This is a genomic window from Enterobacter sp. 22466 (assembly GCF_052044775.1).
GTDB classification, from domain to species: Bacteria; Pseudomonadota; Gammaproteobacteria; order Enterobacterales; family Enterobacteriaceae; genus Enterobacter; species Enterobacter dissolvens.
The window spans coordinates 482,961-504,453 of sequence record NZ_JBQENX010000002.1 but is presented as its reverse complement, the minus strand read 5'-3'; the positions used below and the strand labels follow the sequence as shown (position 1 = coordinate 504,453).

Annotated in this window: 22 protein-coding genes and 1 other annotated feature; of the genes, 10 read left to right on the top strand and 12 right to left on the bottom strand. The window is 48.9% G+C overall.

The features are described 5' to 3' along the window. Window positions 1-18: 18 nt before the first annotated feature. From plaP to ACTJJI_RS08940, 4 genes are all read right to left on the bottom strand, one after another. Window positions 19-1,377 carry a putrescine/proton symporter PlaP gene (gene plaP, locus ACTJJI_RS08955; RefSeq protein ID WP_014832589.1) on the bottom strand — a complete coding sequence of 453 codons (1,359 nt, stop codon included), beginning with the start codon at window positions 1,375-1,377 and terminating at the stop codon, window positions 19-21. Beyond that, window positions 1,367-1,429 carry a membrane protein YoeI gene (gene yoeI, locus ACTJJI_RS08950; RefSeq protein ID WP_099458931.1) on the bottom strand — a complete coding sequence of 21 codons (63 nt, stop codon included), beginning with the start codon at window positions 1,427-1,429 and terminating at the stop codon, window positions 1,367-1,369. Before yoeI ends, plaP begins: the two co-directional genes overlap by 11 nt. A gap of 217 nt (window positions 1,430-1,646) precedes the next feature. Next, window positions 1,647-2,576 (bottom strand): LysR substrate-binding domain-containing protein, encoded by a 930-nt coding sequence (locus tag ACTJJI_RS08945; RefSeq protein ID WP_014832590.1) that lies wholly within the window; start codon window positions 2,574-2,576, stop codon window positions 1,647-1,649. Between the two features lie 41 nt (window positions 2,577-2,617). Then, window positions 2,618-3,442 (bottom strand): SDR family oxidoreductase, encoded by an 825-nt coding sequence (locus ACTJJI_RS08940; protein WP_014832591.1) that lies wholly within the window; start codon window positions 3,440-3,442, stop codon window positions 2,618-2,620. Between the two features lie 177 nt (window positions 3,443-3,619). Between ACTJJI_RS08940 and hisL the strand changes: the two genes are divergently transcribed. The 9 genes from hisL (at window position 3,620) to hisIE (ending at window position 10,826) form a co-directional block, all read left to right on the top strand. After that, window positions 3,620-3,670: a his operon leader peptide gene (gene hisL / locus ACTJJI_RS08935; RefSeq protein ID WP_001364200.1), complete on the top strand. Its 51-nt coding sequence runs from the start codon at window positions 3,620-3,622 to the stop codon at window positions 3,668-3,670. Continuing rightward, window positions 3,646-3,769: a sequence feature (His leader region), on the top strand. It overlaps the preceding gene by 25 nt. Window positions 3,770-3,804: 35 nt before the next feature. Further along, complete coding sequence (gene hisG, locus ACTJJI_RS08930) at window positions 3,805-4,704, top strand: ATP phosphoribosyltransferase (RefSeq protein WP_000886595.1); 900 nt, start codon at window positions 3,805-3,807, stop codon at window positions 4,702-4,704. 5 nt (window positions 4,705-4,709) lie between these two features. Further along, entirely contained in the window at window positions 4,710-6,014 is a 1,305-nt protein-coding gene (gene hisD, locus ACTJJI_RS08925) for a histidinol dehydrogenase (protein WP_440653677.1), read from the top strand. Then, window positions 6,011-7,072, top strand: a complete 1,062-nt coding sequence (gene hisC, locus ACTJJI_RS08920; RefSeq protein ID WP_440653675.1) for a histidinol-phosphate transaminase — start codon at window positions 6,011-6,013, stop codon at window positions 7,070-7,072. Before hisD ends, hisC begins: the two co-directional genes overlap by 4 nt. Continuing rightward, the gene (gene hisB / locus ACTJJI_RS08915) at window positions 7,069-8,136 is read left to right on the top strand and encodes a bifunctional histidinol-phosphatase/imidazoleglycerol-phosphate dehydratase HisB (protein WP_196372593.1); all 1,068 of its coding nucleotides are present in this window, start codon (window positions 7,069-7,071) and stop codon (window positions 8,134-8,136) included. Before hisC ends, hisB begins: the two co-directional genes overlap by 4 nt. After that, window positions 8,136-8,726, top strand: coding sequence for an imidazole glycerol phosphate synthase subunit HisH (gene hisH / locus ACTJJI_RS08910; protein WP_440653672.1), 591 nt, complete (start codon window positions 8,136-8,138; stop codon window positions 8,724-8,726). The genes hisB and hisH overlap by 1 nt, the downstream gene beginning before the upstream one ends. Then, window positions 8,726-9,463 carry a 1-(5-phosphoribosyl)-5-[(5-phosphoribosylamino)methylideneamino]imidazole-4-carboxamide isomerase gene (gene hisA, locus ACTJJI_RS08905; RefSeq protein ID WP_440653670.1) on the top strand — a complete coding sequence of 246 codons (738 nt, stop codon included), beginning with the start codon at window positions 8,726-8,728 and terminating at the stop codon, window positions 9,461-9,463. The genes hisH and hisA overlap by 1 nt, the downstream gene beginning before the upstream one ends. After that, window positions 9,445-10,221 carry an imidazole glycerol phosphate synthase subunit HisF gene (hisF, locus tag ACTJJI_RS08900; protein WP_013097847.1) on the top strand — a complete coding sequence of 259 codons (777 nt, stop codon included), beginning with the start codon at window positions 9,445-9,447 and terminating at the stop codon, window positions 10,219-10,221. Before hisA ends, hisF begins: the two co-directional genes overlap by 19 nt. Beyond that, window positions 10,215-10,826 carry a bifunctional phosphoribosyl-AMP cyclohydrolase/phosphoribosyl-ATP diphosphatase HisIE gene (gene hisIE, locus ACTJJI_RS08895; protein WP_014832598.1) on the top strand — a complete coding sequence of 204 codons (612 nt, stop codon included), beginning with the start codon at window positions 10,215-10,217 and terminating at the stop codon, window positions 10,824-10,826. The genes hisF and hisIE overlap by 7 nt, the downstream gene beginning before the upstream one ends. A 39-nt stretch (window positions 10,827-10,865) precedes the next feature. Here the strand turns inward: hisIE and wzzB are convergent, their stop codons facing one another. Next, complete coding sequence (gene wzzB / locus ACTJJI_RS08890) at window positions 10,866-11,846, bottom strand: LPS O-antigen chain length determinant protein WzzB (protein WP_125364549.1); 981 nt, start codon at window positions 11,844-11,846, stop codon at window positions 10,866-10,868. Window positions 11,847-12,038: 192 nt separating this feature from the next. On the opposite strand from wzzB, the gene ACTJJI_RS08885 reads away from it, so the two are divergent. Beyond that, entirely contained in the window at window positions 12,039-13,043 is a 1,005-nt protein-coding gene (locus ACTJJI_RS08885; protein ID WP_063424946.1) for an NAD-dependent epimerase, read from the top strand. Window positions 13,044-13,094: 51 nt separating this feature from the next. On the opposite strand, the gene ugd is transcribed toward ACTJJI_RS08885, so the two are convergent. The 7 genes from ugd to ACTJJI_RS08850 form a co-directional block, all read right to left on the bottom strand. Further along, window positions 13,095-14,261, bottom strand: coding sequence for a UDP-glucose 6-dehydrogenase (gene ugd, locus ACTJJI_RS08880; protein WP_440653667.1), 1,167 nt, complete (start codon window positions 14,259-14,261; stop codon window positions 13,095-13,097). A 223-nt stretch (window positions 14,262-14,484) separates the two neighbouring features. Continuing rightward, entirely contained in the window at window positions 14,485-15,891 is a 1,407-nt protein-coding gene (gndA, locus tag ACTJJI_RS08875; protein WP_440653665.1) for an NADP-dependent phosphogluconate dehydrogenase, read from the bottom strand. Between the two features lie 104 nt (window positions 15,892-15,995). Further along, window positions 15,996-16,907: a glycosyltransferase gene (locus ACTJJI_RS08870; RefSeq protein WP_097535662.1), complete on the bottom strand. Its 912-nt coding sequence runs from the start codon at window positions 16,905-16,907 to the stop codon at window positions 15,996-15,998. Further along, window positions 16,900-18,006, bottom strand: a complete 1,107-nt coding sequence (glf, locus tag ACTJJI_RS08865) for a UDP-galactopyranose mutase (RefSeq protein ID WP_440653662.1) — start codon at window positions 18,004-18,006, stop codon at window positions 16,900-16,902. Before glf ends, ACTJJI_RS08870 begins: the two co-directional genes overlap by 8 nt. Before the next feature lie 3 nt (window positions 18,007-18,009). Then, window positions 18,010-19,029, bottom strand: a complete 1,020-nt coding sequence (locus ACTJJI_RS08860) for a capsular polysaccharide export protein, LipB/KpsS family (RefSeq protein WP_440653660.1) — start codon at window positions 19,027-19,029, stop codon at window positions 18,010-18,012. A gap of 202 nt (window positions 19,030-19,231) precedes the next feature. After that, complete coding sequence (locus ACTJJI_RS08855; RefSeq protein ID WP_097535668.1) at window positions 19,232-20,359, bottom strand: EpsG family protein; 1,128 nt, start codon at window positions 20,357-20,359, stop codon at window positions 19,232-19,234. Further along, window positions 20,356-21,489 (bottom strand): glycosyltransferase, encoded by a 1,134-nt coding sequence (locus ACTJJI_RS08850; protein WP_440653658.1) that lies wholly within the window; start codon window positions 21,487-21,489, stop codon window positions 20,356-20,358. The genes ACTJJI_RS08855 and ACTJJI_RS08850 overlap by 4 nt, the downstream gene beginning before the upstream one ends. Window positions 21,490-21,493: the final 4 nt, after the last annotated feature.

Below are 21,493 nucleotides of genomic sequence, written 5' to 3'. Positions count from 1 at the left end.
CCGCCACCCGACACGGTATTACGCAACGTCTTCGTACTGAGGTACCGGGTTACGGAAGCTCTTCGTGACGCAGGCCAGATAAACGAGACCGATACCCGCCCAAATCAGGCCAAGCACCATTGAGCTCTCTTCCAGGTTAACCCACAGTGCACCCACAGTCAGCGCACCGCACATCGGCAGGAACAGATACTGGAAGTGATCTTTCAGCGTTTTGTTACGCTTTTCACGGATCCAGAACTGAGAGATAACCGACAGGTTAACAAAGGTGAACGCCACCAGCGCACCGAAGTTAATCAGCGCAGTTGCCATCACCAGGTCAAAGTTGATTGCCAGCAGCGCAATCGCACCTACCAGGATGATGTTCATCGCCGGCGTACGCCAGGTTGGATGCACGTAGCCGAAGAAGCTTTTCGGGAATACGCCATCACGACCCATTACGTACATCAGACGCGCAACGCCTGCGTGCGCGGCCATACCCGATGCCAGTACGGTGATGGTGGAGAAAATCAGCGCGCCAACCTGGAATGCTTTACCCGCCACGTAGAGCATAATTTCCGGCTGAGAGGCATCCGGATCCTTGAAGCGGGAGATATCCGGGAAGTACAGCTGCAGGAAATAGGTCGAGAAGATAAAGATCAGACCGCCAATCAGCGCCGTCAGGAAGATAGCACGCGGAATCACACGCTCTGCATCTTTGGTTTCTTCAGACAGGTTGCTGATACCGTCAAAACCGGTAAAGGAGAAGCACAGAATGGTTGCCCCGGTAATCATCGGGATCACATGCGCATCACCAGACCAGAACGGCTTGCTGCTCGCCAGGGTGCCTGCGCCTTCGCCATGGAATACGCCATAAATGACCATACCGAGGATCACGGCAATCAGGACAACCTGAAGCACAACGATAACGGAGTTAAAGTTGGCAACAGACTTGATGCTGCGCAGGTTAAAGGCCGTCATAAAGGCCACCAGCGCCACGACGAACATCCAGGATGGGATCGACGGCACCAGTGCTTCAAAGTAAATTTTCGCCAGCAGAATGTTGATCATCGGCGCGAACAGATAGTCGAGCAGCGACGACCAGCCCACCATAAAGCCAACGGTAGGACTGATGGATTTCTGGGCATAGGTGTAGGCAGAACCGGCAGACGGATAACGACGAACCAGTTTACCGTAGCTCAGTGCGGTAAAGAGGATCGCGACCAGCGCGAAGGCGTACGCGGTCGGCACATGACCGTCTGTGAGGCCTGATACGATACCGAATGTATCGAACAGCGTCATTGGTTGCATATAGGCAAGGCCCATCATAACAACCGGAATCAACGTAAGTGTTTTACGTAATTCCACGCGAGAGGTGTTTGGAGTTGCGTTATGCGACATAGTTATTCTCCTTTACGGTGATAACCGCCACGTAAGCGAAAAATTGCCCCATTTCTTTCTTCCTCAGCGACAACAACTGTCGGATTTTAGTAAATATCTATCCGGTACGAAGCCCGGCCTCTTGGTTTTTAGTTTCGTTTCATACATGCAAAAAAAAATAACCGACGCCTTTTATATCGTCGATTATTCATTTGGTTGCTGCGGCGCATTTTGCCCCACATCAGATACAAAACGCAATACTTTACAAAGGCATTGTAAATTTTCCTGCGCTAACTGGCTGATTTCTCGACACCACTCTGCGTGTAGACGGCAGCGATAGCACTATTTGCTAAAATTTCGTCCCGCCACCAGGCGCTGGCTAACCCCGCTGTTTGTTCATTCCAGCCAACCCACACCGATTCATTACTGCTTTGGGCCAGCACCTGTTTTTCAACCAGCGCCCCGCTATCAAGGAACCGCTGTGCCAGGTAGCGGGGCAAATAGCCACACCCCAGCCCACTGATTTGCAATTCCAGCTTGGTTTTAAAATCAAAAACGGTGATGGCCTCTTGCTCATCAAGCAACTGCGACGAGACGGCGCATTCCGGGCGTGAGCTGTCGCCCACCACGATGGCGCGGTAACTTTTAATAATGCGCCGATTAATGGGCTCCGGCTCCCGGGCCAGCGGATGATGTGGAGCGACCGCGAAAACTTGCTCCAGTATCCCGAGGCGGGCAAATCCAAAATCGCTCAGCTGAGGGGGTTCATGTAATGCGCCGACGATGATATCCGCCCTGCCCTGAACCAGGGCCTCCCAGGAGCCGCCCAGCACACCATTAATGAAAATCAGCCGGGTCACGCTGTGGCGCTGATAAAACGCCTCAATCAGCGGCGTCAGGAGAGAAAACGGAAAGGTATCGTCAACACCAATCACCAGTTCATTTTCCCAGCCCTGATGAAGTTTGATGGCCTGTTTTTCCAGTTCGCGGACGGTGTGCAGAACTTCACGCCCTTTTTCCAGCAGCATCTGTCCGGTGCGGGTAAAGCGAGCCCGGTGGCCGGAGCGATCGAGGATCTGGATATTCAGATCGCTTTCCAGTTTATGAACGGTATAGCTCAGCGCTGAGGGGGTTTTGTAGAGCTTCGCCGAGGCAGCCGCAAAGCTGCCTTCTTTTTCCAGTGCATCCAGAATAATAAGAACATCCAGCAGCGGTTTCATGTTCGCCCCCTTCCGGTGTGCGATCGTCTCCGCTGCGGGACTTATGCCATGGGCATCACCAGCGGATCGGGATATTGATACTCAAACCCCAGCTCATGACAAATGCGATTGCCATCAACAATTTTGCCTTTACTTCCGTCCTTCGCGTCACCAAAAACGGGTGGCGCCAGGCCCAGCTGACGCGCCATTAGCGGGTAAAATGTACTACGCGCAGGATGAGAGGGCGCACATATATTATAGATGTGCCCACCCTTTGGAGCCTGTAAGAGAAGCTCAATTGCGCCAATAACGTCCTCTAAATGCACCAGATTGACAACATGTTGCCCATCAGGGGCTGACTTGCCGGCAAAAAAGCGTCCCGGATGCCGGCCTGGGCCAACCAGCCCCGCCAGACGCACGATATCGACCTGCGTACCCGGCAGGTTGTGCAGCCAGTCTTCCAGCTCTTTCAACACCTTGCCGCTCGCGGTGACAGGATGGCGCTCGGTGCCCTCTTTCACTACCCCTTCCACATCGCCATAGACCGATGTTGAGCTGGTAAAGATTATACGCGGTACATGGTGCGCCAGCGCGCTGTCGACAATCTCCTGCATCGCCTGCAGATAAAATGATTCGCCCGGACCGCTGCGTCGCGCGGGAAGCGTAATGACCAGCGCATCCACATTCATCAGCGTGTCCAGATCGTCAGCATCACACACCAGCTCAGGTTCAAGACGCAGTTCGACGCCATCAATACCGCACATGCGCGCCGCCTCTACCCCGTCCGCCGTGGTTTTGCTCCCGGTCACTTGCCAGCCTTTCGCGGCTAATGACATCGCCAGCGGCATTCCCAGCCACCCTAAACCGACAATCGCGACCTTTTTCATGCGAATTCTCCTGACTCTCACTCGTCTGTCTTAAGGCTACGCCAGCCCGGCAGAACACACAATTCATAGCGTCAATATGAAATGAATTAATGATCAAAAAAAGCCCTTGCAATCTGTCATACAACTGGTTTAGGTTAAAAGACATCAAATGAATAAGCATTCATCGAGAATATTTATATGACACGCGTTCAATTTAAACACCACCATCATCACCATCATCCTGACTAGTCTTTCAGGCGATGTGTGCTGGAAGACGTTTGGATCTTCCAGTGGTGCATGAACGCATGAGAAAGCCCCCGGAAGATCTTCTTCCGGGGGCTTTTTTTTGGACCAAATTCAGACAGGTTAACGAGGAACACAGAATGTTAGATAACTCACGTTTACGCATAGCTATTCAAAAATCAGGCCGTTTGAGTGATGATTCACGCGAACTGCTGGCCCGCTGCGGGATTAAAATCAACCTGCACACCCAGCGCCTGATTGCTCTGGCTGAAAACATGCCCATCGACATTCTGCGCGTGCGTGATGACGATATCCCGGGACTGGTGATGGACGGTGTCGTTGACCTTGGCATCATCGGTGAAAACGTGCTGGAAGAAGAGCTCCTGACCCGTCGCGCTCAGGGTGAAGATCCGCGCTATTTTACCCTGCGTCGCCTGGACTTCGGTGGCTGCCGCCTGTCGCTGGCGACACCGGTTGATGAAGCCTGGGACGGCCCGGCCGCGCTGAACGGCAAACGTATCGCGACCTCCTATCCTCACCTGTTAAAACGCTATCTGGATCAGAAAGGCGTGCAGTTTAAATCCTGTCTGCTGAACGGTTCTGTCGAAGTCGCGCCGCGCGCGGGTCTGGCAGACGCCATCTGCGACCTCGTCTCCACCGGAGCCACTTTGGAAGCGAACGGCCTGCGCGAAGTGGAAGTCATTTACCGCTCCAAAGCGTGCCTGATCCAGCGTGACGGCGAGATGGCCGATGCCAAACAGCAGCTGATCGACAAACTGCTGACCCGTATTCAGGGTGTGATTCAGGCGCGTGAATCCAAGTACATCATGATGCATGCACCAACCGAACGTCTGGACGAAGTGATTGCCCTGCTGCCAGGCGCTGAGCGCCCTACCATCCTGCCACTGGCGGGCGATCAGCAGCGTGTGGCGATGCACATGGTGAGTAGCGAAACGCTGTTCTGGGAAACCATGGAAAAACTGAAGGCACTGGGCGCCAGCTCCATTCTGGTGCTGCCAATTGAGAAGATGATGGAGTAACGGCCATGAGCTTTAACACGATCATCCCCTGGAATGAGTGTACTGACGAACAGCAGCGCGAGTTGTTAATGCGCCCGGCCATCAGCGCATCCGAAAGCATCACCCGTACCGTGACGGAGATCCTCAATAACGTCAAAACTCGCGGCGACGACGCGCTGCGGGAATACAGCGCAAAGTTTGATAAAACGGAAGTTGACGCCTTAAAGGTCACCGAACAGGAAATCACTGATGCCAGCAATCGTCTGGGTGATGACATCAAACAGGCAATGGCCGTCGCGGTGAAAAATATCGAGACCTTCCACGTCGCGCAGAAATTACAGACCGTCGATGTGGAAACGCTGCCGGGTGTGCGATGCCAGCAGGTGACCCGCCCGGTCGCCTCGGTGGGCCTCTATATCCCTGGCGGCTCCGCCCCGCTGTTCTCTACCGTATTAATGCTGGCCACCCCGGCGCGTATCGCCGGTTGCCAGAAAGTGGTGCTCTGTTCCCCACCGCCGATTGCCGATGAAATTCTGTATGCTGCAAAACTCTGCGGTGTGCAGGACGTGTTTAAAGTCGGTGGTGCGCAGGCGATTTCTGCCCTCGCGTTTGGCACTGAATCTGTTCCGAAGGTCGACAAAATTTTTGGCCCGGGCAACGCCTTTGTCACCGAAGCCAAGCGCCAGGTCAGCCAGCGTATTGATGGCGCGGCCATTGATATGCCCGCGGGTCCGTCTGAAGTGCTGGTGATTGCCGACAGCGGCGCCACGCCGGATTTTGTGGCGTCGGATCTGTTATCCCAGGCGGAACACGGCCCGGATTCGCAGGTGATTTTATTGACGCCAGATGCCGATATGGCTAAACGCGTGGGTGAAGCCGTAGAGCGTCAGCTTGCCGACCTGCCGCGCGCCGACACGGCACGCCAGGCGCTATCCGCCAGCCGCCTGATTGTGGCGCGCGATCTGGATCAGTGCATCGCTATCTCCAACCAGTACGGTCCGGAGCACCTGATTATTCAGACTCGCAACGCGCGCGACCTGGTCGACAGTATCACCAGCGCAGGGTCTGTTTTCCTCGGCGACTGGTCCCCGGAGTCCGCTGGCGACTACGCCTCCGGCACCAACCACGTTCTGCCGACATATGGTTACACCTCGACCTGTTCCAGCCTGGGCCTGGCCGATTTTCAGAAACGCATGACCGTGCAGGAGTTGTCCCGCGAAGGATTTGCCTCGCTGGCGTCCACCATCGAGACGCTGGCCGCCGCCGAACGCCTGACCGCTCACAAAAACGCCGTTACGCTGCGTGTTGCAGCCCTGAAGGAGCAAGCATGAACATTGAAGAATTAGCGCGGGAAAATGTCCGTCGACTGACGCCTTATCAGTCTGCGCGTCGCCTGGGCGGCAACGGTGATGTCTGGCTGAACGCCAACGAATTCCCGACAGCGGTACAGTTTGAGCTGTCACAGCAGACGCTGAACCGTTATCCGGAGTGCCAGCCAAAAGCAGTCATTGAAAACTATGCGCAATATGCAGGCGTGAAGCCGGAGCAGGTGCTGGTCAGCCGCGGTGCGGATGAAGGTATTGAGCTGTTGATCCGCGCGTTCTGCGAGCCGAGTAAAGATGCGGTGATGTACTGCCAGCCTACCTACGGCATGTACAGCGTCAGCGCGGAAACCTTTGGCGTGGCGTGCCGTAACGTGCTCTCCCTGGAGAACTGGCAGCTGGACCTGCAGGGAATTGCCGACAATCTGGACGGCGTGAAGGTGGTCTTTGTCTGTAGCCCCAACAACCCGACCGGGCAGATTATCAACCCTCAGGATATCCGTACCCTGCTGGAGATGACCCGCGGCAAAGCACTGGTGGTCGCCGACGAAGCCTATATTGAGTTCTGCCCTCAGGCGACGCTGGCCGGCTGGCTGGAAGAGTACCCACACCTGGTGGTGCTGCGTACGCTGTCGAAAGCCTTTGCGCTCGCAGGTCTGCGCTGCGGGTTTACGCTGGCCAATAAAGAGGTGATCGACCTGCTGCTGAAAGTGATCGCCCCATACCCGCTTTCTACTCCCGTGGCTGACATTGCCGCTCAGGCCCTGACCCCGCAAGGGATCAATGCAATGCGTGAGCGTGTGGCACAAATCCTGGAAGAGCGACAGTACCTGGTGACCGCCCTGAAAGCGATCCCTTGCGTAGAGCAGGTGTTCGACTCTGAAACCAACTACCTCCTGGTTCGCTTTACCGCCTCCAGTGCCGTATTTAAATCTTTATGGGATCAGGGCATTATCTTACGTGATCAAAATAAACAACCTTCTCTGAGCGGCTGCCTGCGTATTACCGTCGGCACCCGTGCAGAGAGCCAGCGCGTGATTGACGCACTGAAAGCGGAGAAAGTATGAGCCAGAAGATCCTCTTTATCGACCGAGACGGCACCCTGATTTCGGAGCCACCCACCGATTTTCAGGTCGATCGTTTCGACAAACTGGCTTTTGAACCAGACGTGATCCCGGTGCTGCTGAAACTGCAGAAAGCCGGATACAAGCTGGTGATGATCACCAACCAGGACGGTCTGGGTACCGACAGCTTCCCGCAGGCCGACTTTGACGGCCCGCATAACCTGATGATGCAGGTACTCACCTCTCAGGGCGTGGTATTTGATGAGGTGCTGATTTGCCCACACCTACCTGCCGATGCGTGCGACTGCCGTAAGCCGAAGGTGAAACTGGTAGAACGCTATCTGCTGGATGATGTCCTGGATAAAGCCAACAGCTATGTTATTGGCGATCGCGCCACCGACATTACGCTTGCCGAAAACATGGGCATCACCGGGCTGCGCTACAACCGCGACGATATCAACTGGGCGAAGATTGGCGAGCAGCTCACCAAACGTGACCGCTACTCGCACGTAGAACGCAACACCAAAGAGACACAGATTGACGTGAAGGTGTGGCTGGATCGCGAAGGCGGCAGCAAGATCCACACCGGGGTGGGTTTCTTCGACCATATGCTGGATCAGATTGCCACCCACGGCGGCTTCCGCATGGAGATTACGGTAAAAGGCGATCTCTACATTGACGATCACCACACCGTTGAAGACACCGGTCTGGCGCTGGGCGAAGCGCTGAAGCTGGCCCTGGGCGACAAACGTGGCATCAACCGTTTTGGGTTTGTTCTGCCCATGGATGAGTGCCTGGCGCGCTGTGCGATGGATATCTCTGGTCGTCCTCACCTGGAATATAAAGCCGATTTCACCTATCAGCGCGTGGGCGATCTCAGCACCGAAATGGTGGAGCACTTCTTCCGTTCATTGTCCTACACCATGGGCCTGACGCTGCATCTGAAGACCAAAGGCAAGAACGACCACCACCGAGTGGAAAGCCTGTTCAAGGCCTTTGGCCGTACCCTGCGCCAGGCAATTCGTGTGGAAGGTGACGCCCTGCCCTCATCAAAAGGAGTGCTGTAATGAATGCGGTGATTCTGGATACCGGATGCGCCAACCTGAACTCCGTGAAATCGGCCATTGCCCGCCACGGCTACGAGCCGGTGGTGAGCCGTGACCCGGACGTAGTGCTGCGCGCAGACAAACTCTTCCTGCCTGGTGTAGGCACCGCGCAGGCGGCGATGGATCAGATCCACGAGCGTGAACTGGTCGATCTCATCAAAGCCTGTACCCAGCCAGTGCTCGGGATTTGCCTGGGGATGCAGCTGCTCGGCCGTCGTAGTGAAGAGAGCAACGGCGTCGATCTGCTGGGTATTATTGAAGAAGACGTGCCAAAAATGGCCGATCACGGTTTACCACTGCCGCATATGGGCTGGAACCGCGTTTATGCGAAAGCGGGAGACAGACTGTTTCGCGGCATTGAGGATGGCGCTTACTTCTACTTTGTGCACAGCTACGCCATGCCGGTGAATCCCTACACCATCGCCCAGTGCAATTATGGCGAGGCGTTTACCGCGGCAGTGCAGAAAGATAACTTCTTTGGCGTGCAGTTTCACCCGGAACGTTCGGGTGCCGCAGGCGCTCAGCTGCTGAAAAACTTCCTGGAGATGTGATGATTATTCCCGCTTTAGACTTAATTGACGGCACGGTTGTTCGTCTTCATCAGGGTGATTACGGCCAGCAGCGCGACTACGGTAACGACCCGCTGCCGCGCCTGCAGGATTATGCCGCTCAGGGTGCGCAGGTGTTGCACCTGGTGGATTTAACGGGCGCGAAAGATCCGGCAAAACGCCAGATCCCACTGTTAAAAAAACTGGTGGCGGGCGTGGATGTCCCCGTACAGGTTGGTGGCGGTGTGCGCACGGAAGATGACGTTGCGGCACTGCTGGACGCAGGCGTGGCGCGCGTGGTGGTCGGCTCGACGGCGGTCAAAGACCCCGACACGGTGAAAGGCTGGTTCCGCCGCTTTGGTTCTGACGCGCTGGTGCTGGCCCTGGATGTTCGCATCGACGAACAGGGCAATAAGCAGGTAGCGGTCAGCGGCTGGCAGGAGAATTCTGGCGTCTCCCTGGAGGAGCTGGTGGATATTTATCTGCCCGTTGGCCTGAAGCACGTGCTGTGCACGGATATCTCCCGCGACGGCACGCTGGCAGGCTCTAACGTCTCGCTGTATGAAGAGGTCTGCGCGCGTTATCCGCAGGTAGCCTTCCAGTCTTCGGGCGGAATTGGTGATATCGGCGATGTGGCGGCGCTGCGCGGTACCGGCGTCAAGGGTGTAATTGTTGGCCGGGCCCTGCTGGAAGGAAAATTTACTGTGACGGAGGCGATTCAATGCTGGCAAAACGGATAATCCCTTGCCTGGACGTACGTGACGGCCAGGTCGTAAAAGGCGTGCAGTTCCGCAACCACGAGATCATCGGCGACATCGTCCCGCTGGCGAAACGCTATGCCGATGAAGGCGCAGACGAACTGGTATTTTACGATATCACCGCCTCCAGCGATGGCCGCGTGGTAGACAAAAGCTGGGTCGCGCGCGTCGCAGAAGTGATTGATATTCCCTTCTGTGTGGCGGGCGGGATTAAGTCTGCAGAAGATGCGGCGAAAATCCTCTCCTTCGGTGCCGACAAAATTTCTATTAACTCCCCTGCGCTGGCTGACCCGGAACTGATAACCCGTCTGGCCGATCGCTTTGGCGTGCAGTGTATTGTTGTCGGTATCGACACCTGGTATGACGCAGCCACAGGCAAGTATCACGTCAACCAGTATACTGGCGACGAAAGCCGTACCCGCGTGACCCAATGGGAGACGCTGGACTGGGTGCAGGAAGTCCAGAAACGTGGCGCGGGCGAAATCGTACTGAACATGATGAACCAGGACGGCGTGCGTAACGGTTACGATCTGGAACAGCTGAAAAAAGTGCGTGCGGTTTGTCACGTACCGCTGATTGCCTCCGGCGGCGCGGGCACTATGGAACACTTCCTGGAAGCCTTCCGCGATGCGAACGTTGACGGCGCGCTGGCGGCGTCCGTGTTCCACAAACAGATTATCAATATTGGTGAGTTAAAAACGTACCTGGCCGACCAGGGCGTGGAGATCAGGGTATGTTAACAGAGCAACAACAGGCGCAGCTGGACTGGGAAAAAACTGACGGATTACTGCCCGTGGTTGTCCAGCATGCCGTTTCCGGTGAAGTGCTGATGCTGGGATACATGAACCAGGAGGCGCTGGCAAAAACGGTCGACAGCGGCAAAGTGACCTTTTACTCGCGCACGAAACAGCGCCTGTGGACCAAAGGGGAAACCTCAGGCCACTTCCTGAATGTGGTTAGCATTACGCCGGATTGCGATAACGATACTCTGCTGGTTCTGGCTAATCCCATCGGTCCGACCTGCCATAAAGGTACCAGCAGCTGCTTCGGAGAGGCTAGCCACCAATGGCTATTCCTGTATCAACTGGAGCAGTTACTGGCTGAGCGTAAAACGGCAGATCCTTCCAGCTCGTATACGGCGAAGCTGTATGCAAGCGGCACCAAGCGTATTGCGCAGAAAGTGGGTGAAGAAGGCGTTGAGACCGCGCTGGCCGCGACGGTGCATGACCGCGAAGAGCTGACCAACGAAGCGTCTGATTTGATGTATCACCTGCTGGTGCTGCTGCAGGATCAGGAGCTGGATTTGACGGCGGTGATTGAGAACTTACGTAAGCGCCATAAATAAAAAAAGACCGGGGAAACCTGGTCTTTTTTTGTCTGCGAATCAGGCTTTTGGCTTGTAGTTACGCAGCGCGTTGCGGCCGAGAACCACACCAGAACCGATAATCCCACCGAGCAAGACTGCCAGAATTAACGTGATGGCCTTTTTCGGGCTGTCACGATAGACGGGAAGATCCGGCTTCATAACGTAACGATAAACATGGATGGTATCCGGGTTCACGTTCAACTTCTCGATATCCAGTAAGTTTTGCTTAGTCTGGTAGTAAGCGCCAGAGAAGACCAGCGGACGAGACGCTTCGTTATCAATCATTGATTTCAGCGCTTCGCTCCCCAGCAGGAACATGGTTTCCTGAGTCACATCCTGGGTTTGCTGGATCTGCGGAGTGGTAATTTTCGCCGCTTCCGCGTTCTTAAGCGCCTCAGAAATCTGTTTAATACGCAGATCTTTTTGCTCCTGAGCGACTTTCTCCTGGTTTTCAAGGGAGTCGTTCAGGGTGGTGATCTGCTGCTTAATATTGTCTTTGAGGTCGAGAGCAAGTTCCTTCGCCGTTTGCTCATCCACCTGTTGGATGTACTGCGCAAGCTGTTTCTGTGCCGCTTCTGCTGAGTCACCTTGATAAGTGACGCTTAACGGCAGCGGTTGGCCTTTAACGGTTGCATCGATGGTCAGCTTTTCTGGCATTTCCTGGTTTTCAAGCGCCTGAGCTAAAGCAGAAAATGAGGAATTGAAACGGCCAATGGCACGGTTTTGAATATCCAGCATTGAAGGTGCCGCACTACCGTAAAGGATATTCAGTGCATTCGCGTAAGTGGCAATCTGTGCCGCATCCGGCTGGGCAATAATGGCGGACGAGGTCCATTTTTCTTTTGCGATGGTGATATAAATACCCGCAATGATGATAAAAACAGCAACAAAAGCGCCAATTACCCACTTTCCACGCCACAGCTGTAGCACTAAATCAAGTAAATCAATTTGCTCCGGACCATTACTGCTATTAACCGGAGTATTGTTGTTCTGCGTCATACAATCCCTAACAGATGAAAAAGGGCAAAAACAGTGATGTTTACATAGTGTATCTGTTGCCAGCGATTTTTCTATCAGAATCCGATGAGTTATATCGGAAAGATGGGTTATGTAACTCGCGGTCAACGCGTTATCATATAGCAATTCTGATGCCTCAGGCATCGACAAGATAGAAATATAATGAGGGCAGATATGAAATTTTTGGTCACGGGCGCGGCAGGTTTTATCGGGTCGCATGTCAGCCAACGCTTGCTGGATGCCGGGCATCACGTCGTCGGAATTGATAATTTGAATGACTATTATGACGTCAATCTCAAGCTGGCACGTCTGGATTTACTGAAATCCGGGAATTTCACCTTCCACAAAATGGAGTTAGCCGATCGTGAAGCTATGGCAGCGCTGTTTGCCACCGAAAAGTTTGATCGCGTGATACATCTGGCCGCACAAGCAGGTGTGCGTTACTCGCTGGAAAATCCGCACGCTTATGCGGATGCTAACCTGGTCGGTCACCTTAACGTGCTGGAAGGGTGTCGTCATAACAAGGTACAGCACCTGCTGTATGCCTCATCAAGCTCCGTTTATGGTCTGAACCGCAAGATGCCGTTCTCCACTGACGACTCCGTAGATCACCCGGTGTCACTGTACGCGGCGACCAAAAAAGCCAACGAGCTGATGTCGCATACTTATTCCCATCTGTATAACCTGCCGACCACCGGCCTGCGTTTCTTTACCGTGTATGGCCCGTGGGGACGTCCGGACATGGCGCTGTTCAAGTTTACAAAGGCAATGATAGAAGGCAAAAGCATCGATGTTTACAACTACGGCAAGATGAAGCGTGACTTCACTTACATTGATGACATCGCTGAAGCCATTATTCGTTTGCAGGATGTCATTCCTCAGGCCGATGCAGACTGGACCGTCGAGACCGGTTCCCCGGCGACCAGCTCCGCGCCTTATCGCGTTTACAACATAGGTAACAGCTCTCCGGTTGAGCTTATGGATTACATTACGGCGCTGGAAGAAGCTCTCGGCAAAGAAGCAGAGAAAAACATGATGCCGATTCAACCGGGTGACGTGCTGGAAACCAGCGCGGACACGAAAGCGTTGTATGACGTTATTGGTTTTAAACCGCAGACTTCAGTCAAAGACGGGGTGAAAAACTTTGTCGACTGGTATCGCGCTTTCTACAAGGTCTGAAAATAAAAAAACCCGGCAACATGGCCGGGTTTTTTACGCGCGTTAAAATAATCAATCGCTACCGAACAGATCGCGGGTATAGACTTTATCCGCCACATCCCCCAGCTCTTCCGCCATGCGGTTAGAGATAATCACGTCCGCTTCCTGCTTGAATGCATTCAAATCGCGAATCACACGTGAATGGAAGAACTCATCTTCCTGCATTGCGGGTTCATAAATAATGACCTGTACACCCTTCGCTTTAATACGCTTCATTATCCCCTGAATGGAAGAGGCGCGGAAGTTATCGGAACCGCTCTTCATGATCAGACGATACACACCCACCACTTTCGGCTGACGCGCCAGGATGGAATCAGAAATAAAATCCTTACGCGTGCGGTTGGCATCCACAATGGCTGAAATCAGGTTGTTTGGCACAGCCTGATAGTTGGCCAGCAGCTGCTTGGTATCTTTTGGCAGGCAGTAACCGCCGTAGCCAAATGACGGGTTGTTATAGTGGTTACCAATGCGCGGATCGAGACAAACACCTTCGATGATCTGGCGGGTGTTCAACCCCAGGCTCTCTGCATAGCTGTCCAGTTCGTTGAAGTAAGCGACACGCATTGCCAGGTAGGTATTGGCGAAAAGCTTAATCGCCTCCGCTTCTGTGGAGTCGGTAAACAGTACCGGAATATCTTTCTTGATGGCGCCTTCCTGCAGCAGCGCGGCAAAACGTTCCGCACGCTCAGAACGCTCACCAATCACGATACGGGAAGGATGCAGGTTATCGTATAACGCCCTGCCCTCGCGCAGGAACTCTGGCGAGAAGAAGACGTTATCGATGCCCAACTCTTCTTTGATGGATTGAGTAAAACCTACCGGAATGGTTGACTTAATCACCATCACCGCTTTCGGGTTGATTGCGATAACGTCTTTAATGACCGCTTCTACAGTGGATGTGTTGAAGTAGTTAGTTTTCGGGTCATAGTCGGTAGGAGTGGCAATGATGACGTAATCCGCATTACGGTATGCATCTTCTTTATCCGTAGTAGCGCGGAAATTCAGTTCTTTGTGAGTGAGATAATCCTGGATTTCTTTGTCAACAATTGGCGATTTCTTCTGGTTGAGCATATCCACTTTGGACTGCACGATATCCAGCGCAACCACTTCATGGTTCTGGGCAATCAGAATACCGTTAGAGAGTCCAACATAGCCTGTTCCGGAGATTGTTATTTTCATTCGCTAATGACTTCTGTGAGTTAACTGTTGTGATGGCCGCCAGACCATCGCGATAAACCTGACTGTTGGGCTTTGTACCTCTTGGCCAACAGAACTGTCAAGGCAAACCAGGAGTAATCCCTGTACTCGGGATGACATTCAGACTACTTCGAATATCAGGAGCGAGATTTCACGTAAAAAAAACCCGGAGACAGGCTCCGGGTTGAGATTACAAAGCGTTATTTTATTCCATCCATTCGGTATGGAACACACCTTCTTTATCTGTACGTTTATACGTATGCGCACCGAAGTAGTCACGCTGCGCCTGGATCAGGTTGGCAGGCAGTACGGCAGCGCGATAGCTGTCGTAGTACGCTACTGCAGCAGAGAAGGTCGGCACCGGAATACCGTTCTGTACAGCGTAAGCAACCACATCACGCAGCGCCTGCTGGTATTCGTCAGCAATCTTCTTGAAGTACGGTGCCAACAGCAGGTTCGCGATGCCTGCATTTTCCGCATAGGCATCAGTAATTTTCTGCAGGAACTGGGCGCGAATGATGCAACCTGCACGGAAGATCTTCGCGATTTCACCGTAGTTCAGATCCCAGTTGTTCTCGTCTGATGCCGCGCGCAGCTGAGAGAAGCCCTGCGCGTAGGAGACGATTTTACCCAGGTACAGAGCGCGACGAACTTTCTCGACGAATTCCGCTTTATCACCAGCAGGTTTAGCCTGTGGACCAGACAGCACTTTAGAAGCCGCAACGCGCTGATCTTTCAATGAAGAGATGTAGCGCGCGAATACGGATTCGGTGATCAGAGACAGCGGTTCGCCCAGGTCCAGAGAGCTCTGGCTGGTCCATTTGCCGGTACCTTTGTTCGCCGCTTCGTCAAGAATCACATCGACCAGGTATTTACCCTCTTCATCTTTCTTCGTGAAGATATCTTTGGTGATGTCGATCAGATAGCTGTTCAGTTCGCCTTTGTTCCACTCGGTGAAGGTCTCTGCGAGTTCTTCGTTGGAGAGGTTCAGGCCACCCTTCAGCAGAGAGTAGGCTTCAGCAATCAGCTGCATATCGCCGTATTCGATGCCGTTGTGAACCATCTTAACATAATGGCCTGCACCATCCGGACCGATATAGGTCACACACGGCTCACCATCTTCCGCAACCGCAGCGATTTTGGTCAGGATTGGCGCAACCAGTTCATACGCTTCTTTCTGGCCACCAGGCATGATAGATGGGCCTTTCAGCGCGCCCTCTTCACCACCGGAGACACCGGTACCGATGAAGTTGAAACCTTCAGCAGAGAGTTCACGGTTACGACGAATGGTGTCCTGGAAGAAGGTGTTACCGCCATCAATGATGATGTCGCCTTTTTCCAGATAAGGTTTCAGGGAATCTATGGCTGCATCGGTACCAGCGCCCGCTTTCACCATTAACAGGATACGACGAGGCGTCTCCAGAGACTCAACGAACTCCTGGACCGTATAGAATGGCACCAGTTTCTTACCTGGATTTTCGGCAATCACTTCTTCGGTTTTGTCACGGGAGCGGTTGAAAACGGATACGGTATAACCACGGCTTTCGATGTTGAGCGCCAGGTTGCGCCCCATCACTGCCATACCGACGACGCCGATCTGTTGCTTAGACATTACATACTCCTGTCAGGTGTGGTCACCGCGCGAGACGTGCGCGGTTTTAAATGTGGCTTAGATGTTAACTCAGGTCAAAGTGATGGTGATAGCGGAAGATGCTTTTACTTTTTCGTCCCAGGCTTGAATAGGTCAGTATTTTTTAGCGAACCAGCGTCCCAGAATGCTCGCCAAAGCACTTTCAATTGCTTCAATTGCCCTTTAACGAGGCAAGAACAACCATAGCCAATTGCCAGAACTATCGGCTTATTGCGCACGAAAACATTTGTACCGTAATTCTTGTGAAGGTAGAACAAATTTCTGAGCATAAAGTAACCTTTCCAGGAAAGCAGATCGTTTCCCTGATTGTTTATCAGTAAACGATAGGCTTTAGCTTCAAGGTCACAAACGATAGGGATCCCTTTCCTTTTGGCTTTAATCGCGTATTCAATATCATCGCAGAAGATGAAAAACGCAGGATTAGGAAGTCCGATTTCCGTAACGGCTTTTCTTGAGATTAAAGGCCCTTCAAATGGAATTGCTTCGATATTTATCAGCCGATCTGTTTCTTTATTCTGCTCAAGATAAACCTTGAGCGGTGTACCTTTCGGATTTAGTTTTAACGGATTGGAAAGATCATAACGCAATGGAGATAATTCAGCACAAGTTTCATCCAGATTATAACGGACAGGCTGAGCAATCCCCAAAGGGTTTGTTGATAATAATTTTTCAAGGCAATCATGAGCGGGCATCAAATCGTCATCCATCAGCCACAGATAATCATAACTATGCTTCTCTGCCTCTTTAAAGCCAAAATGGAATCCCCCCGCTCCACCTAAATTGCCACCAGTATTGATATATTCAACGACGGAGGACAATTTACTGGTTACGCTCTCTTTCGTACCATCCGAGCTGTTATTATCGATGATAAGGATCTTTTTCAATGGATAGCTTTGATTAGCAACCGCATCGATAACCTTACCTAATAACTCTTTACGGTTATACGTGACGATAACTGCGACAACATCCTTATTCACTAATATTCGCCTCTTTTCGGAAACTGGTCAACGCCGATTTTATGACCTGATGCATGTCATAATATTTATATTCTGCTAGTCGGCCGCCAAAAATCACGCCATCCAATCCTTTTGATTTTTCACGATATTTTTTATAAATATGCATGTTTTTTTCATCATTCACTGGGTAATAATACTCATCACCTACAGCATATTCTTTTGGGAATTCACGTGTTATAACAGTTTTAGGTTGCTGCCCAAATTCAAAGAATTTATGCTCTATAATTCTGGTAAACGCAAACTCTTTATCATTATAGTTAACAACAGCATTACCTTGATAATTATCAGTCTCTAATACCTCAGTTTCAAATCTAAGTGATCGATAATCAAGAGCACCGTAACAATAATCAAAATACAAATCAATTGGGCCTGTATATACAATTTTATCAGCTAATGAATCCCAATATTCTTTCCGATCAAAATAATTGGTATTAACTTCGAATTCAATGCCGTCCAGCAACCCATCAATCAAAGCATTGTAACCACCAGTAGGAATCCCCTGGTATTTATCATTGAAGTAGTTGTTGTCGTAGGTGAAACGCACAGGCAAACGCTTGATAATAAAAGCAGGTAATTCCTTACAAAGACGGCCCCACTGCTTTTCGGTATATTCTTTTATAAGAGTCTCATAAATATCCCTTCCAACCAGAGAAATTGCCTGTTCTTCTAAATTCTCAGGTTCCTTTCCCTTTAATTCGGAACTCTGTAAGACAATCTTTTCTTTTGCCTGTTCAGGAGTGACAACGTTCCAAAGCTGATTAAATGTATTCATATTGAAAGGCAAATTATATACTTTGCCTTTTGATATAGCGACAGGCGAATTTGTGAAACGATTAAATTCGACAAATTTATTGACATAGTCCCAAACTTCTTTATCACTGGTATGGAAAATATGCGCACCATATTTGTGGATATTAATGCCTTCAATATTTTCACAATATATATTACCACCAAGATGGGAACGTTTTTCAATTACTTTGACTTTTTTTCCGGCTTTCTTAGCCTCATGAGCAAAAACCGATCCAAAAAGCCCGGACCCTACAATAATATAATCATACATAAGTTATAGCTCACTCAGTCTTGATAATTTATTGAAATGAATTTCAGTTAATGTATTTTCACCAAAATAGTTTAAATCCATTAAATACCTATGAATATATAGTCTCAATCTGGTCTTATCGAAATTACTGTAAATTGCACGACCTAAAACAGTTAGTTCTTTTTCAAAAATTAGTGCCTCAAGTCCTACCGTCGAATTAACTGTATATATTCTTTTGGCATTTTTAATTAATGCAATAGTATTGTTACTTACAATTCGGATTTTTTTTTGTTTCTCTAACTCTAAAAAATAATTAATAGTTTCAATGTTTGATTCAGCTGGATGGATTTTAACGTATATATCGATATCTTTTTCACGTTCTAAAATAATACTCATAGCCTGAAGATTATCAATATCGCTATTAATTTTAAGTTGTGTATCAGAGGTAACTTGCGTAGGGAAGAAAATATAGGGTTGAGTTAAATCAGCGTGCTCAGCAGAATCGAGGATTTTTCTAGATTTAAATTTACTGCGAAACATTTTGACTTTATCGATAAAGGAGAGAGAGTCTTCCTTTATTATATTTTTAAAAAGCCTTGCGAATATATCATCAACAGCAAGCAATAAATACGTTGGAACGTTTATTTTTGACTGTGGAATGGGTTTTTCTTTATAGGTAATATAATCATTTACCCATGCTTCATGCTGAGCGTCTGATACACTTTCCAGAGAGTCCAATACTTCGGGTTTTGAATAAAGTATGGATTGCGCATTAACGCCTTTAGGGTCAAATACCATTTTATCTGGAAGATTGCTTATCTCAGCATAAAGTGTTTTAGCGCCTTTGCTGTTAAAAACATCAGTTGTTGCAATAGCACTGGCATGATTACCATTGAAAACAATCACCGTATCATTGCAACCGATATTATTTATAACTTTAGAAAATAACGATGCTCTTACAGCGCAATAGTTTTTAATGGCATCGTCCAAAGTTTGTCGACCATTCAGAACAGAGATGGTTTTTGACAAACGAGCACGATCCACAATGGAATCAGATTCATGCTTTGAAGATCCAGAAAGCAAGATGATTTTTTTATTTGTTTTTTTTCTTAGAAAAAGAAAGCACGATATCTTATTCGTTAAATAAATTACATTATCAACTTCTTGAAAACACGAAAAAAAACGAGCTTTAACTATATCATCGACCAAAATATATAACATAACGAATCAAACCCAAAAGTTTTATTTAATTTCTCGTATCAATTGATACGTCACATATTTCATTACTTAATATACAGTAGTTTATTTTATAATTACCATAGGAATCATCTTCCAGACCACGAGGCACAAACATTATGATATTAGTTATAGTTAAGAATACAACAAAGCCAAGCAATGCCATCGATTTTGAATTGTCTGCAATTTTGTATTTAATAAAATAGGCGATACTATAAGCAGTAAACAAATAGAGTACAGGAGAAAGATACCTCGATAACCTTGCAAAAATAAACAGTTCATTTGAAAAGATCCTGAAAGCGATAAACAGGATAATTGAAAGCTGGAAAATTCCTTTTGTTCTGTTATCTATGATACCTATTTTTTTCATAAAGAAATAGTAAAATAACAGAGCAAGGGCAACACCACCATAAGCCGAAAGTTGTCCAATAAATGTTGCCGGTACAGCATAAGTATCTGAAAGGAAATAGTTGTAATACATTAGCTTATAATTTACAAAAATATAAGCAACCAGACTCAACGGATTAAGGAGAATTATTGTTACAAAAGCAATAAACGTCTTGCGTTTGACCGGAAAGATAAAGGCCAATGACAACCAAGTTATTAACGCAATGGGTATCATGCTGAAGTGAATAAAACAGCCTGCAATAAATGTGAGGATAGTAAGGAACGATCTTCGCTGTATGTAATAGTATAAGCCTAATACATAAAGACTCGCAGCAAGGCAAGATCTAATACTATTCAAGCTTAAGAAATAATAATTACCTAAATACAAAATTGTACATAATGCAAATACTATTTTTGGTTCAACGTCAGTAAATGCATTCGACATTTTATAGAAGAACATCGCAAAGAATAATGTCGTTAAGACTGCATAAATAAAAAATATAAATTGTGGCCCAAATCCCGCGCATAAAGCTAACTCATTTACTGCAAGATGGAAAGGCTCCATATGCAAATAACTCTGGAATCCATCTCTTATATCATAGAATAAATTAACATAGTTTGGATAATCGGTGCCAACCTCAAATCTGATTGCAGCAATTAAAGCCAGTAAAAACCAAAATGCGAGGGTGACGCGATTTCGACATAAAATGACAAGCATCGTGATGCAAATAATAAAAATGAAAAAAATCATTCTTTATTCCATACCTGAATATACTTTGAGCAAATCACATCAGATGAGTGGTATTTATCTATATACTCTTTAGCAGAAATTCGCAGAGAATTATAGTCTTCATAATTTTCAATTATATGTGTTAATTTTATTGCTAGCGCTTTAGCGTCAGGTTCAGCATTGATACAGGGTATCGTTCGACCATAGAATTTTTCGATATCTGGTTCATTTCCGCTAAATGTGATCATACCGTTTGCCATACCGATGATGCCCGACATACCTTTGTCATAAGATAATGTCTGGTCCAGCAAGATATCACAGTCGGCTAACAATGCTTTATACTGTTCGAAGGGTATACCATTAGCAGTGACTAACTGATAAGAAATTTTCTTTTCATCTAAAATCGCAAGGGCTTCATCGAAATATTTATATCCTTTCTTATAATAATCACCCATATGTGGTTTTTTGCTATAAAATATCTTTACCAGGCCACCGTGGGTTGATGTTGATATAGATGGATGATATTCCCCACTATTAATTGGTAAACCTATTATTGAAGTGCATTTTTTATTATTCTCATAAGCGCGTCTATATTCATAGAGTCCCGGAATAATTGCTTTAACCTGTCGTGTCACATAAAAATGTAACGCAGCATGTGCGGGGAAAAAGAAAGATATGTTTTGATAAAAATATTTAACCCGATTGATCTTAAAACTGCTCCAAGGGGAATATTTCAATCTCCTCATGATAAAAAATGTTTCTACGCATAAATCACCGCCAAGAGCACATAAAAAAATCTTAGGTGCTTTTCTGGATAATTTTCTGAATAAACATAAATTCCCAATAGCGCCGAATGCCTTTATGGCCTGAGGATTAATAAATTGTATGACATCGTAATTGTCGAGATTGTCAATCAAATTACGGTTTTCACGATAGGATGAGAGCCCAGCTAATCCTAAAAAATCGAGTACCGGGAAAAGTAATTTTCCTATGCCTTTGATTGGTTGCCGTTTAGGGATCGTTATAGTTGAATTAAACCCTTTCCACCCGTCACCATCCGACAGTAGATCGCAATAAATGCCTTGTTTGTTTAATTGCTCCATCAGATTGCGATGAACACCAGAGAACTCACCTACCAACAATACTCGCATAAAC